The 14,211-nt window shown below is 38.5% G+C and carries 9 protein-coding genes and 1 pseudogene; 4 read left to right on the forward strand and 6 right to left on the reverse strand.

What is annotated here, in order from left to right; all coding sequences use genetic code 11:
* Positions 1-34: 34 nt before the first annotated feature.
* Positions 35-232, forward strand: coding sequence for a hypothetical protein (locus tag ON09_RS24665; RefSeq protein WP_029204041.1), 198 nt, complete (start codon positions 35-37; stop codon positions 230-232).
* A gap of 215 nt (positions 233-447) precedes the next feature.
* Here the strand turns inward: ON09_RS24665 and ON09_RS01555 are convergent, their stop codons facing one another.
* Positions 448-1,803, reverse strand: coding sequence for a Gfo/Idh/MocA family protein (locus ON09_RS01555; RefSeq protein ID WP_010599311.1), 1,356 nt, complete (start codon positions 1,801-1,803; stop codon positions 448-450).
* A gap of 6 nt (positions 1,804-1,809) precedes the next feature.
* A complete protein-coding gene (locus tag ON09_RS01560) occupies positions 1,810-3,171 on the reverse strand; it encodes a 3-keto-disaccharide hydrolase (RefSeq protein ID WP_010599312.1) in 1,362 nt (453 codons plus the stop codon).
* An 876-nt stretch (positions 3,172-4,047) separates the two neighbouring features.
* Between ON09_RS01560 and ON09_RS01570 the strand changes: the two genes are divergently transcribed.
* The gene (locus tag ON09_RS01570; RefSeq protein WP_010599313.1) at positions 4,048-5,151 is read left to right on the forward strand and encodes a glycoside hydrolase family 88/105 protein; all 1,104 of its coding nucleotides are present in this window, start codon (positions 4,048-4,050) and stop codon (positions 5,149-5,151) included.
* A gap of 50 nt (positions 5,152-5,201) precedes the next feature.
* Here ON09_RS01570 and ON09_RS01575 read toward each other — a convergent pair whose 3' ends face one another.
* The 4 genes and pseudogenes from ON09_RS01575 to ON09_RS25535 form a co-directional block, all read right to left on the reverse strand.
* The gene (locus ON09_RS01575; protein ID WP_029204043.1) at positions 5,202-5,972 is read right to left on the reverse strand and encodes a response regulator; all 771 of its coding nucleotides are present in this window, start codon (positions 5,970-5,972) and stop codon (positions 5,202-5,204) included.
* Positions 5,973-5,974: 2 nt separating this feature from the next.
* Positions 5,975-7,900: a sensor histidine kinase gene (locus ON09_RS25525; protein ID WP_202947094.1), complete on the reverse strand. Its 1,926-nt coding sequence runs from the start codon at positions 7,898-7,900 to the stop codon at positions 5,975-5,977.
* A 183-nt stretch (positions 7,901-8,083) separates the two neighbouring features.
* Positions 8,084-8,344: pseudogene (locus tag ON09_RS26735) on the reverse strand (two-component regulator propeller domain-containing protein); the annotation flags it as partial.
* A complete protein-coding gene (locus ON09_RS25535; protein WP_202947095.1) occupies positions 8,295-9,143 on the reverse strand; it encodes a ligand-binding sensor domain-containing protein in 849 nt (282 codons plus the stop codon). The gene ON09_RS25535 and the pseudogene ON09_RS26735, both read right to left, overlap by 50 nt.
* A 272-nt stretch (positions 9,144-9,415) precedes the next feature.
* Between ON09_RS25535 and ON09_RS01585 the strand changes: the two genes are divergently transcribed.
* Together ON09_RS01585 and ON09_RS01590 are read left to right on the forward strand one after the other, a co-directional pair.
* Entirely contained in the window at positions 9,416-10,351 is a 936-nt protein-coding gene (locus tag ON09_RS01585; protein ID WP_010599315.1) for a glycoside hydrolase family 43 protein, read from the forward strand.
* 670 nt (positions 10,352-11,021) lie between these two features.
* Positions 11,022-14,201 carry a SusC/RagA family TonB-linked outer membrane protein gene (locus tag ON09_RS01590; RefSeq protein WP_202947096.1) on the forward strand — a complete coding sequence of 1,060 codons (3,180 nt, stop codon included), beginning with the start codon at positions 11,022-11,024 and terminating at the stop codon, positions 14,199-14,201.
* Positions 14,202-14,211 lie beyond the last annotated feature (10 nt).

Genomic DNA, 14,211 nt, shown 5'->3' on the forward strand with positions numbered 1-14,211 from the left:
AAGGCAAGCAATGTTAACCTCAAAACAAAACCACATGAAAAATTTATTCAAATTAGGCTTCTTGGCCTTCGCATTATCTTTGTCAATAGTTTCTTGTTCAGAAAAGAAAGCCGATGGTGCTGACTCAACCACCATGGATTCTACATCGACTGATACCATGATGCAGGATACGATGTCCAAGGATACCATGATGACTGATACGACAATGAAAGACACCATGAGTAAGATGTAATTTTCATAACGTATTCCAAAGGGTTTCTGTTTAAAAGCAGTAAACCCTTTTTTTTTAGGGTAAACATGAATCCTTCGATGTTTTGTGATCAGATAGAGTTGTTTACATTACATTTGTTTTCTCGTACTTTTACTAAAGTCTGCTGTGATTTTTGGTTTTGCTAAGACAGAACTGATGGAAAAGAATAGTTGTCTTTCCTTTGCTGAACTTATTTTTTAGTATTCAAAAACTTTTCCGTTTACCATGACTTCCTGAGTACCTTCATCAAATGTCGCCTTGTAGCCTGTTCTAGCTGCCGCATTGGTCATAATATTTGCGATTGAATGGTAATAACCTGCTTCAACTGGAGCATTGGTTTGTTTTCTGCTTCTAATACATTCCATCCAGTTCCGCATGTGATTGCTCACCAGATCATCCGCACCTGCATTTGCAGCGGCATCTACCTTTACCAATTCTGCCAACTTTAGAATAGGTAATAGGTTTTCTTTCATGCCCATAGCAGCTGCAGCTCGCTTTGATAAACCACCCTTTGACGAAACCGTATTTGTAATGAGATTTAACTCACCACCGTTGGAATAATAAACTTCTGCCGGATTTTCATCACCATTGTGCATTCTTGAAGTAAATACAACCTGAAAACCTTTTTGCGCTTCATTCTGAGGACCATAGTCGAATACTGCAGTGGTGGTGTCCCAATTACTTCGACCATCCTTCCATTGATAAATTCCACCATTTGCCACTACACTACGTGGATGGTTTAATCCCGTAAACCAATGCACTGTATCGATTTGATGACTCATCCATTGTCCTGGCATTCCGGAAGAATATGGCCAAAACAAACGGTATTCCAAATATTTTCTGGGATCCCACGATTCAAATGGTCGGTTCATCAAAAATCGCTTCCAATCGGTATCTTGTTCCCTTATTTGAGCCACCAAATCCGGTCTTCTCCATCTGCCAGGTTGGTTAACATTCCAACTCAGTTCAACCATCGTGATGTCTCCAAACTTTCCTTTTTGGATAAAATCAGCCGCTGCAACATAATTATTACCACTACGCCTTTGAGATCCAATCTGCACAATTTGTTTAGATGCTTTAACAGCTTTTAGTGCCGCCCGATTATCAGACATTGTTTCGGCAAAGGGCTTTTCACAATATACATCACAGCCAGCCTTCACCGCTTCAATGGTATGTAGCGCATGTTGAAAATCTGCAGTACTTACTATCACCGCATCAAGGTCCTTCATGGCATAGAGTTCATCATTATTTCTGCATGATTTTAAATCATGTCCGATAATGCTTTTAACGTAATCCAAACCTAGATTACGGCGGTAGTTCCAAATGTCAGAAAGCCCTACGATATCAAAGTTAAGATCCTTTTGACTTTTCATAAAACTAGGCAATAATGCAGATTTAAATCGATCGGAATAGCCAACTATACCTACACGGACACGATCATTAGCGCCTATAATATTGGCATAGCTTTTTGCGCTAAAACCCAAAGTGCCTACGTAAGTTCCTGCAGCAGCAATGGCAGAGGTTTTAATAAAATTTCTTCTAGAATGATCCATATAGTTTTAGTTGAGTTCTCTGATTTTTAAACTACGAAAGGAAACATTATCTCCATGATCTTGTAGCAGGATATGGCCTTTGGGTGCCATGCCGAAATTTTGCCAATTTTTATATTTACTTATGGCTACTAAGTCTAAAAATTCTTTCGAACCCCGAGTATATGCGAGGATTTTATAGCCGTTTAGCCAATATTCCACGTTGTTGTCGGGATAAACTTTAATGATACCCTGATTCCATTCACCGATTTTCTTTTGGGAGGCTGGAATTTTTTCAGATGTCATTAAATCATAAAGCGAACCTAAAGTTCTGTTTCCTCCCCGTCCGAGTTTTGCATCTGGATGTCTCAGATCGTCTAGAATTTGATATTCCAAGCCAATGGCAGAACCTTTGTTACCTTCAGATTCGGTAACAAAATATTTTACGCCACTATTTGCTGTCTCAGTGAGTTTAAAATCGAATTTCATTTCGAATGAGCCGTACTGTTTTTTAGTGACGATGTCTCCACCGTTAGTCGACTCGGCACCATTTGTTTTTTCTACAGATAACACGCCATCTTTAACCATCCAGCCTTTGCTGGGAAACACACTTTTATAAGCTCCTCGCCATTGATCCATGCTTTTTCCATCGAAAAGCAAAGAGAAACCATTTTGTTTTTCTTGAAGAGACAGGTTGTTTGGAATTAGATTGACCACGCTAATTTGATCTGAGTGAGTTGGTTTCAGGTTTTCGGTTTGAATTCTGATATTCCGCCATTTTATTTGCTTTCCAGGTTGATTATTTGTTCCCATTGAATGAATTTGAAGCGCGATGAAGCCTTTAGGTGTAAGTTGATCTATCAAATTTGCGGTAGGGACACCGTTTACCCAGGTTCTTATGGTGTTGCCGATAGCTTCGATCCGGTATTTATTCCAGCTGCCATTTCTAAAAGCTTTTCTTGCTTCAAGGTTTTGTTCGAGGGTATATAGCCAACCTCTACGGCCTTCATCATATATACCTCCACTCCAGGCCCTGCTGGAAGGATCGACTTCCATCTGATAGCCATATACCTGGCCATTTGCTGATTTTCCTTTCTGTTTGCTTCTAAATTGTATGCCTGAATTCATTAGTGGATCTATAAAAAGCTCCAATTCTAAAATAAAATCCCCGTATTGTTTCGTTGTTGCTAAAAAAGAATTTGGTTCGCCAGATTTGCTGGTTCCAACAATTTCTCCGCCAACCACTTTATAATCTGCTTTTCCGTTTAAGTTTCTCCATCCAATAAGGTTCTTACCGTTAAATAATGAAACCCATGCCGTATTATCTTTTTTTTGGGCTTCGGAATTACCGAAGCCAAGAATTAAGAGAAGTAAAATGATGTAATCTTTCATGGTGTATTGTTGTGCTTGTTTATGACATGATCTATTTACTTAAACCAGTGTCTTGTGTTATTGATCTTTTTAAATGCTAACATCATCAGTAATAAAATTTAATACTGTTTCTGCCAGTTTGGTAAAGTAAATTTTGATGATAGGGGGTTTTACTGTTGACCCCAGATTGAGTTAAATAAAAATTAATTTTGTCTTGGATAGAACAAGACACGAGTTAGATTAAATGACATTTCAAACCAGTGATAAAGCATATGCTGAACAAAACTAGTTTGCAGAGATTGGTGCTGAATAATGCATTTAAAAGGAGTCAGGGAGCAAGAGCATTTTTTATTTAACGCTATAAGGTTTATCATAGGTCGATTTTTAAGGGTATTAGATTATTTGGTTAAATCAAAAGACGTGAAATTATCGGAACGGATCTTGTCAAATTTTTGTCTTATCGTCTCAAAATATGACAGATTGAATGCGGTAACGAAAATCTGCACATGCAATATATCGAGTGCTCTACCAGGGTTTTTGTGTATTGACAAGACTACCGAGTTAATTGCGTTTGATACAAGCAGCACGATCTTTAGCATATTCTATTAGCACACCAAGCCAAATTCTTTCCAAAATATCATATGTATTCGCTCGTGTTGGTTTACTGAGTATTTGATGTAGAAACAAACACTCACGTAAAGATTTACCGGATGGAACAATCTTGTTTAATATCCGTACTTCAGATATTTTGAGACAAATGGTTAAAATATTGAACAGTTTGAGTGTATTTAAGATACTTTCTTTGTCTAAGTAAAATTGATTCCATGTCACAATTTGCAAAGACTTATCAATCAAGCTAAACCAAATATAAATTAATCACCTATTAAACCTACTGCTATGTACGTTAGACTTCTCGTAATTTTATTATGTATTTCTTATCAAAGTGTTTTTGCTCAAGGCAAGCTGCTAAAAAACTTTCCCAAAGGTTATTCCCCTAAAGAGGTTGGTAAACTTATTGCCTATCGTTTTGTAGATGCTAAACATGCCTTGCATGCAGGGAAGTGGATCAGTTACCCTGAAACATTCTACTGGATGGGTGCACTCAAATATGCTTCTTTACAGAAGGACGCGAAATTGGTAAAACTTTTACAAAATAAGTTTGAACCCTTGTTCACCACAGAGAGCAAGTATTTACCCATCAAAAATCACGTCGATCTTAATATGTTCGGAAGTCTTCCAATCGAGTTTTACCAGGTTACAAGAGCGCAGCGATATTTAGACCTGGGCCTGCCGTATGCCAATACCCAATGGGAGGTGCCGAATGATGCAAAGCCTAACGAAAAGCAATGGGCAGAGAAGGGATATACCTGGCAAACACGCTTATGGATTGATGACATGTATATGATCACTATTGTGCAAACGCAGGCTTACAAAGCAACCGGCGACCAAAAATATATTGACAGGGCGGCAAAGGAAATGGTTCTTTATTTAGACGAACTTCAGAAGCCTAATGGTTTATTTTATCATGCTCCTGATGTGCCTTTTTTCTGGGGAAGAGGAAATGGCTGGATGGCGGCTGGGGTAACTGAACTGTTGCGTTACTTGCCAAAAAACCATCAGGATCGTCCGCGCATTATGGATGGTTATTTAAAGATGATGAAAAGTCTCAAGGATTTCCAGTCTCCAAATGGAATGTGGAATCAACTTATCGATGATCCGGCGTGTTGGTCTGAAACCTCAGGATCAGCGATGTTCACTTACGCTTTTATTATTGGTGTTAAAAACGGATGGCTGGATAGAAAAGAATATGCGCCATCGGCACGGAAAGCCTGGATGGCAATGGTTGGTTATGTCAACGATAAAGGCGCAGTTTCCGACGTTTGTGTAGGTACAAATAAAAAGAATGACAGGCAATACTATTACGATCGTCCGCGAAGTGTGGGAGACTACCATGGACAGGCACCATATCTTTGGTGTGTGAATGCACTTTTAGAGAAATAATACGTTTGTAAGTTTAGTTGAAGACCAGTGGCATTGATTTATCAAATCTGTTATTGGTCTTCTTTGTTTAAGGAATTGAAGTAGTCTCGTGGGGACAATTTAAAATAGCGTTGAAAGCTTTTAGTAAAAACACTTTGAGACCGGTAGCCTACCATATTGCCGATTTCATATAGAGAAAACTGATTTTCGGCGATCAAGCTGGCTGCTTTCTTTAACCGCGTAACGTCGATAAGTTCTTTCGGAGCCAATGCAGACAGCGATTTGATTTTTCTGTAAAATGTAGGTCGGCTCATGTTCATGTGATAAGCAAGCTGATCAACATCCAAATCTGGATCTTTCATGTTTTTACGTATATAGTCATCCAGTTTCTTTAGAAAAATCTCATCGGTTTTAGAGTGTGCCATCACTCTCACGTCTTCAAAGGGCGAACTGGCAAAATGATCATTGATCTTCAACCGGTTTTGAAGTAGGTTTGCTACTTGAGTCTGCAAAAGCAACTGAGAAAACGGCTTTTGTATATACGCATCGGCACCATTTTCCAGCCCTTCAATTTGAGCGTTAAATGTATTTTTCGATGTGAGTAAAATAATAGGAATATGGCAATAATTGACATTACTCTTCAATAGCTTGCATAATTCAAATCCATCGATTTCTGGCATCATCACATCAGATATAATAAGGTGTATGATCTCGTTGTCTAAAATGATCTGTGCAAGTTCTCCGCTTTCAGCCGTGTGTATAGTATATGTATCTGCAAAAATATCAGACAATAATTCCAGAATTTCCTTATTATCATCAATTATTAAGAGGCTTCTATTCATGGTTAATTTATTTTCTTCCAACTACTGAGTTGAAATTCAACATCTTGATGTATTGGCAAAGTTAATTTAAAAACAATATTGTCAGCTTCAGCAGAACTTAAAACTAATGAACCTTTGTGTAACTCTGTCAAGGATTTGGCAAGTGGTAAACCTATTCCTGTACCAGATTTATCCTTGCGACGCATCCTAAAAAAAGGTTCGAAAATTTTATTTCTAAATTCCTGAGGAATTGCCGGCCCATCATTTGAAAAGACGATGGATAAGCTCGAATTTCCTTCAGCTGGTTCAGAAAGCACCACGCTCGCTACTGACGTAGCATATTTAATTGCATTAGAAATCAAATTGCTGCATATTTTTATTAAGGCTTCTCTGTCTACAAAGGCTATCACATGCTTTTGTGGTACTTTCAATTTGATGGTGATGTTGTGCTCTGATGCATATTCCCTGAAGGCTTCGATCTGAGACTTCAAAATGTTATTGATGTCTACATTTACGAAATTTAAGCCAAATTGTTCTATCTCGGTTTGTCTAAAATCCAGTAGCTGACCAATGAGTTCCACCAAACGCTTGGTGTTTTTCTCAATCATCAACATACTTTTTTTTATCCTGGGATAGTCTTCAATTTTTTCAATCACTCTTTCTACCGGAACGCTGATCAAGGTGAGAGGTGTTTGTATTTCGTGGGCGATATTAGTGAAAAATTCAATTTTTGCCTGGTATACCTCTTTTACTTTTTCATGTTCGAAGAGCTTTAGTTTATTTATATTTTTGCGTTCTTGCAACTGGTGATAATAACTAATGGCAAAGTAAAGTACAACAATAATTCCAATCGTGTAGAATATATACGCTATCGTACTTCTCCAGATAGGGGGTAAAATGATGATGTATAACATTTTTTCCTTACCCACCCAACTCCCGACATTACTTCGAGCCTGTACCATAAAAGTATATTTTCCTGGTGAGAGGTCCGTGAAATACGCATTTCTGTTTGTGGTTAAATAGGTCCAGTCATTGCTAAGCCCCTTCATTCGGTATTTGTATTGGGTCACATCGCTGAATGAATAATTCAATGCCGAAAATTTAAGGCTAAAATTGTTCTGGTTATATTGGAGTATCAGTGTATCTATATAAATTACTGATTTTTTTAATGGGCTATTTTTATCATTTGCACCGACCTCTTTGTTATCCAATTCAAAATCAGTAATGTATGTGGGTGGACTTTTTTGCCTTATCGCTAATTCTTCAGGCTTAAAGGCGATCATACCTGCTATTGAACCAAAATACATCATTCCATTTTTGTCCTTATAAGCAGAATGATAATTGAATTGATCCGTGATCAGGCCATTAGCTTTTGTATATACTTTTATTTTTTCGCTAGCTATATTATAACAGATCAATCCTTTTAACGAACTGATCCATAAATTTCCACTATTATCTTCAAGGATCCCAAAAAGTGTATTGGATGGCAGTCCGTTCTTTTGTGTAATTTTTTTTACAATTTGACCTTTTGCATTTACTTTAATTAGTCCACTACCTTCTGTGGCGAACCACATGTCATTATTTTTGTCTTCTAAAATACTATATATTGGAAAATCTGCAATGTCCCTGTCCCCAAATTTGATATGACCGCTTTTTCCTGTTTTTGGATCAAAATAATAAACACCTTCGTTAATACTGCCTGTCCATATTTTACCCTGGCTGTCTTCAGTGAGGGTTAGTACATAGGAATTATAAGGTATCTGCTTGACCCTGGTGAAGGTTTTGGATCTTTGATTAAAGATGAACAAGCCCGATCCGTTATATGCGGTGCCTACATACAGTGTACTGTCTTTACTGAGATACAAACTGAGTACAAAATCACTGATGCTATCGCCCTTATTACCAATATATCTGAAACGCTCGGAAATTCGGCCATTACGGATGTCCATTACTTCCAGTCCGTGAAAAAATGGACCAATAAATAATTTATTTCCAGTAACTAATAGCCCGTGAATATTCGGATAGGATACATCGCCCTGTTTATTTGTATTAGTATAGGTGGTGACTTTCTGGGTTTTTAGATCAATTTTATTGATGCCTGCATCTTCGGTTCCAATCCACAGATTACCATTATGGTCAGCAGAAATTTCACGGACGGCATTGCCCGAAATGGAGTTGACATTTGGTATTGGATAATATTTTTTAAACTTTGCATTTTCTTTGGAGTAATAATTTATGCCGCCAAAAAATGTGCCTGCCCAGATTCCGCCGTTGTCATCCTTGCAAACAGTGTAAACGGCATTGTCCGAAAGTGCATAAGGATCACCTATTCTCTTTCTTAAATTAATGCTCGTGTTTTTTTTTAGTATCGTAAATATAAATCCCGGACTCAGTAGCTATCCAAAAATTTTGGCTATCACTCCACTTAATGTCACGCACGAAAATCTCAAAATCTTTATTCTTACTGAGTGCTAAATGTGAAATTCTCCCTGTTTTGAGGCTATAGCTTTTTAATCCTTTTTTAAAAAATCCTACCAAAATCTGATCATCTGTTGGGAAGATAGCACTTATAGATCTTAGATTTTTTGAAGCACTTTTCTCTATTAAGCGAACTGTATTAATTTTCCTGGTATTGGTGTTTAATTTGCTGAGTACCCCATCGTTATTACCAAACCAAATGTTATGCTTTTTGTCAATGGCTAAACAGGTAGCAGATAATTTATAATTCAGGATTTTTTTTGCCTGCTGATCATATTGATATAAAGATGCAAAGGCGATGATCCAAATGTTATTTCTTTTATCGACCGACACCTGATTAATATAGCCATTTATACCAGGTAGTTTAGTAAACACTTCTGTGGTTGGATTAAATCTGAAAACACCTCTTCCTGTTCCAATCCATAACATTCCTTCCTGATCCTCAGCAAGACCGGTGATGATGTCATTCCCGATGTAACCAAACTTATCTGCCTTGTTTTTGTAAGACTTAAACTTGTAACCGTCAAAACGATTCAAGCCGCCCCGGGTTCCTATCCATATAAAGCCTTTTCTGTCTTGAATGATACTCCTGACTGAACTATGCGATAAGCCATCATCTGTTTGATAATGTCTAAAATAATATTGTGCATCACAGGTCATCGTGATGAGCTGTAACAGGATTACTTGAATACTGATAAATTTTAACAGGCGCATAAATGGTTAAAAACAAATATAGTTAAACCAATTTCATATCATTTCTTCCATCAAACCCGATATCGGAGACTAATCCAGGTCAATTGATCTAGTAGTTGTAAATCAAATGGTTACAGGTAAAAAAAAATAATTATCTAAATGTTTTTGAGACGTTTTGACAAGAATATGAACAGAATAGGAGATTAAGGATTCTTTTCTTTGAATAATAACCAAATATCTGATAATCCTGTGGTGGATATCCTCCTGGTATTCGCTTCACAACTTAATCGTGTATGAACAGTAAACCATTACTCAAATTACTTTTAGCAGCAGTACTCTTAGCTAGTGGTGCTTGCAAAAAAAGTACAACACCTGAAATTGATGAAACTCAAACCGGGACCACAGCATCAATACCTCATTTAGCTGGAGTTACTTTTAAAAACCCATTAATCGATGCCAGCAGGGCCGACCCGTTTGTCGCACAAAAAGATGGTAATTATTATTTCATGTATACCAGAGGAAACAATCTTGGCCTTCGAAAGACCACAAAGATGTCCGAGCTTTCCCAGGCTACCGAAAAAGTCATTTGGACCCCTCCATCCGGCACAGGTTACTCTTCTAATTTATGGGCTCCAGAAATACATTATATTTCCGGAAAGTGGTACATCTATTTTGCGGCAAATGATGGAGGTGGTGATTCCCATAGGATGTATGTATTGGAAAATGTAAGCCAGGATCCTACCGTAGGAACCTGGACGTTAAAAGGGAAAATCTCCGATACTTCTGATCAGTGGGCAATAGATGGTTCAATATTGAACTATAATGGAGCTTACTATTTCATCTGGTCAGGGTGGGATAGCCCTGCTACAAGATATAAGCAATATATATACATTGCGCCAATGACCAATCCCTGGACGATCAGCGGTGAGCGGATTATGATTTCCGCACCAACCAACAATTGGGAGAAATATGAGCCGAGCGGATCGCAAGGACTTGGTGTAAATGAGGGGCCTATCATGCTGCAAAGAGACCAAAACAGTCCTTTATTTTTAATTTATTCCGCAAGCAGATATGGTGGCGATAATTATTGTCTGGCGCAAATTCAATTAAAAAATGGTGGCAATCCCACCAACCCAGCCGACTGGATAAATAAAAAGCAAGTGTTTGTATCAAGCCATGAAAATAATGTCTACGGACCCGGTCACAATGGTTTTTTACCAGTAGCCTGACCAAAGCCGATGGTACTACCGTCAAAGAGAATTGGTTCATCTACCATGCCCGAAGTGTAGCCAATACATCAAATGGCACAAGGACACCCAGAATGCAAAAGCTAAGTTGGAATAGTGATGGATCTCCTGATTTTGGAGTGGCTAAAGCAACTGGTGTGGATCTGGATGCGCCCGTCAATGAAAATGCACAATGATATCACAATAGTCCATATCAGCCGACGAAACGTTGTAATCATTCATCTTTTGAGATAAATCGACAAAAGAATGAACTAATGCCAAATTTCATATTCATTTACTTTGCTGGACATAACTTGTATAACCATTAACGACTCCTTTATTTAGGGTGATCATTGAATATATTTAATCATCATTTTATAAATGCATTAGTAAGTAATTCAGCAAGTTTTTAACCAAATATATTCAGCATAACGAGGAAATCCATCTCGTTTTTGCTATACACTTTATCTACATTTCTGACAATACAACAAGGTAGCATAGAAACTACTGGTGTATCTAACCAAATAAGAAACCAATCAGAACGATAAACCAAATATTCATTATGATAAATAAATACCTACGTTTTTGTTATAAATGGCTAAAAAGGGATTTCAAGCCGATAACATTCTTTTGCTGCCTACTCATTCCTTTCTCGCTACATGCGCAGAATAAATTGATAAGAGGAACTGTTTCAGATGCCAAGACCGGCGAAACTTTAATAGGCGTAGTGATTAAAGCTGAAAATACAGCTAATGCGGTCGCTACAGATGCAGATGGTAAATTTCAAATACAAGTTGGATTGAATGCGACCTTGCAAATCTCCTATGTCGGCTACGATACTCAAACGATTAAATTGGAAAATCAAAATAATCTTGTCATTAAGTTGAATGCCAATTCTTATGATTTGAATGATGTGGTCGTAATAGGCTATGGAACGGCAAAAAAAAGCGATTTAACGGGTGCCATTACGCAGCTAAAACCAGATAAAATTGCTGATGAAAATCCGCGTACCGTACAGGATATCCTAAGAGGTACCCCCGGATTGACCATCGGGTTGGATGCTTCTGCTAAAAATGGGGGTACAATTAATATACGTGGGCAACGCTCAGTATACACCGCATCAAGCCATAACTCCCCATTGCTAATACTGGATGGAATGATATTTTATGGAGAGTTATCGGAAATCAATCCAGATGATATAGAGCAGATAGATGTGCTCAAAGATGCATCGGCGGCCGCAGTCTATGGTGCGCAGTCTGCAAATGGGGTAATCATCGTAAGTACGAAAAAAGGAAAAAAAGGCAAGCCGCAGATTAACTTAACTTCGAATTTTGCAATTTCTACGATGGGAGCAAACCGTCCGGTATGGGGACCGGATGCATATTTAAAGTATAGAGAGGATTGGTACAAATCAGCCACCTATGGCGTGAATCCGGCAACAGGTAATTATGAGGCCTACACAATTGGTACCGACGCTGCAGGTAAACCAGGGTTCTATGAGAGTCTTAATACAGGCATGCTTTCCAAATATGGAATTACAGAATCAACATGGCGCTCGTATTCAGTGAACGTAGCCGGTGCATCGGATCAGGAAATTTATGCCAAACGTATAGGACTAGACCATAATGTGCTGTCCAATTACCTGGCTGGAAAAACATTCGATTGGTATGATCATAGTTTCCGTAATGGATTTAATCAGGATTATAACCTAAGCGTTTCCGGTGCAAGTGATAAAATTAATTATTACATGTCTGCCGGATTTCTCAGTAACCAGGGGGTAATTGTCGGTGATAATTATAGAGCAATACGATCTAATTTGAAAGTAGAAGGGATCGTAACAAACTGGCTTACAATTGGAGCCAACATTAATTTTCAGGATCGTTCTGACGGAAATATTGCTACAGACTGGGGGTCTGCCATTATTTTCAATAGTCCGTTTGCATCATATCGGGATAGTAACGGAAATTTGGAGGTTTTCCCTCAGGGTGCAGGGTTAACTGGAACCGTAAGAGGCTATAACTATGATTTCAACAGGCAGTTTCAGGATCTGGAAAGTGGTTATACGGTTTTGAATTCAATTTTCAATGCAAAGGTGAAGCTGCCATTTAACATCAGTTATTCTTTCAATGCCGCGCCGCGTTATCAATTCTATTACAGGAGATATTTTGCTTCATCGGCCCATCCTAGTTGGAGCCCTTTATCAAATAGCGCTGGCGTGGACCGGGAAAATAGTAAAAACTTTGACTGGTCTCTCAATAATACAATCAACTGGGAAAAAACTTTTGCAGAAAAGCATCGTGTGAATGTGACCTTAGTACAAGAAGCAGAAGAGCGTAAGTCATGGTGGGATGTTATAAGAGCAAGAAATATAACCCCAACAGATGGCTTAGGTTTTCATGAAACAAGTGGTGGCGATCGTTTATTGAGTGAATTCGACTCAAGCGATAGCCGTCAGACTGCGGATGGTCTTTTGGGAAGATTATTTTATTCCTATGATGACAGGTATATGTTTACAGGTTCTGTTCGTCGCGATGGCTATTCAGCATTCGGAACATCAAACCCACGGGCCACCTTCCTGTCTGCAGCCGTCGGCTGGACATTCACTAACGAAAAGTTCCTGAAATGGAAACCACTCAGCAATGGTAAACTGCGATTGTCCTATGGCCAGAACGGGAACCGCTCACTTGAAAACCCCTACATTGCGTTAGCTAACTTAGCTAATGGCGTGGGTACACAAGGGTACATTAATGCCAATGGCGATTATGTTCAGTTTCAGTACCTGAGAATAGATAGGATGGCTAACTCAGGTTTAGAATGGGAGAAAACCGCCTCTTTTAACATCGGTTTGGATCTTGCTTTCTTTAAAAACCGATTATCTACCAGCATAGACTATTTTCAGATGTCTACCACTGACATGGTCATGAACCAGTCGTTACCAGGATTTTCAGGGTTTACAAGCATTACCACCAATCTCGGTAAAGTACAAAACAACGGTTTGGAAATATCTATAAACTCGCAAAATATCGTTAATGATAATTTCAAATGGAGCACCACTTTGGGTTTCTCCCGGTACAGTAATAGAATCAAGCATCTGTATAACAGATATGAGGATATTCTGGATGCAAATGGTAATGTAGTTTCCAGTAGGGAAGTGGATGATATCGCTAATGGTTGGTTTATTGGACAACCTATCAGTGCAATATGGAACTACAAAATAACAGGGATTTGGCAGGTAAATGAATTGTCTGAAGCTGCGAGATATGGACAACGACCTGGAGACCCTAAAGTCGCAAACAATTATACGGGCGATGATATCCGGAATGCTGATGGAGGCTTCACTCCGGTATATAATAACAGTGATAAAGAGTTTCTGGGACAAACGCAGGCACCTGTCATGTGGTCACTAAGGAATGATATCACCTACAGAAACATTAACTTTTCTTTCAATATCTATTCCTACTGGGGGCATAAAAGCCTGAATGGGGCTTACCTAAATCAAGATAATGGTACATCTACCATTAGCCAGGGTTTGGCCAATACTTACGAGAAGCCTTACTGGACACCTGAAAATCCCAGTGAATTCTGGGGACGGTTGGAGTCCAAAGGCCCAGCGGGAGTCAATTCTCCTCAAAGGGTATTTGATAGGTCATTTATAAGGTTAGATAATGTTAGTATCGGATATACCCTGCCGTCCAAACTTACATCAGCTTACCATATTCAAAAATTGAAAATTTTTGGCTCCGTACGAAATGCGTTGGTTTGGAACAAAGATAAAAATTGGCGCTACTGGGACATTGAAACAGGTCAGATGGCACCGCGTATCTTCAGCATTGGCTTAAATGTAAACTTTTAAACGCTACAAT

Origin of the sequence: Pedobacter agri PB92 (assembly GCF_000258495.1) — a bacterium.
GTDB lineage: Bacteria > Bacteroidota > Bacteroidia > Sphingobacteriales > Sphingobacteriaceae > Pedobacter > Pedobacter agri.

What these genes read in the sequence shown, in the direction of transcription:
- ON09_RS01570 (WP_010599313.1), top strand. Translation starts at nt 4,048, where the DNA reads ATGTACGTTAGACTTCTCGTAATTTTATTATGTATTTCTTATCAAAGT.
- ON09_RS25525 (WP_202947094.1), bottom strand. Translation starts at nt 7,900, where the DNA reads ATGGACATCCGTAATGGCCGAATTTCCGAGCGTTTCAGATATATTGGT.
- ON09_RS01575 (WP_029204043.1), bottom strand. Translation starts at nt 5,972, where the DNA reads ATGAATAGAAGCCTCTTAATAATTGATGATAATAAGGAAATTCTGGAA.
- ON09_RS24665 (WP_029204041.1), top strand. Translation starts at nt 35, where the DNA reads ATGAAAAATTTATTCAAATTAGGCTTCTTGGCCTTCGCATTATCTTTG.
- ON09_RS01560 (WP_010599312.1), bottom strand. Translation starts at nt 3,171, where the DNA reads ATGAAAGATTACATCATTTTACTTCTCTTAATTCTTGGCTTCGGTAAT.
- ON09_RS25535 (WP_202947095.1), bottom strand. Translation starts at nt 9,143, where the DNA reads ATGCGCCTGTTAAAATTTATCAGTATTCAAGTAATCCTGTTACAGCTC.
- ON09_RS01585 (WP_010599315.1), top strand. Translation starts at nt 9,416, where the DNA reads ATGAACAGTAAACCATTACTCAAATTACTTTTAGCAGCAGTACTCTTA.
- ON09_RS01555 (WP_010599311.1), bottom strand. Translation starts at nt 1,803, where the DNA reads ATGGATCATTCTAGAAGAAATTTTATTAAAACCTCTGCCATTGCTGCT.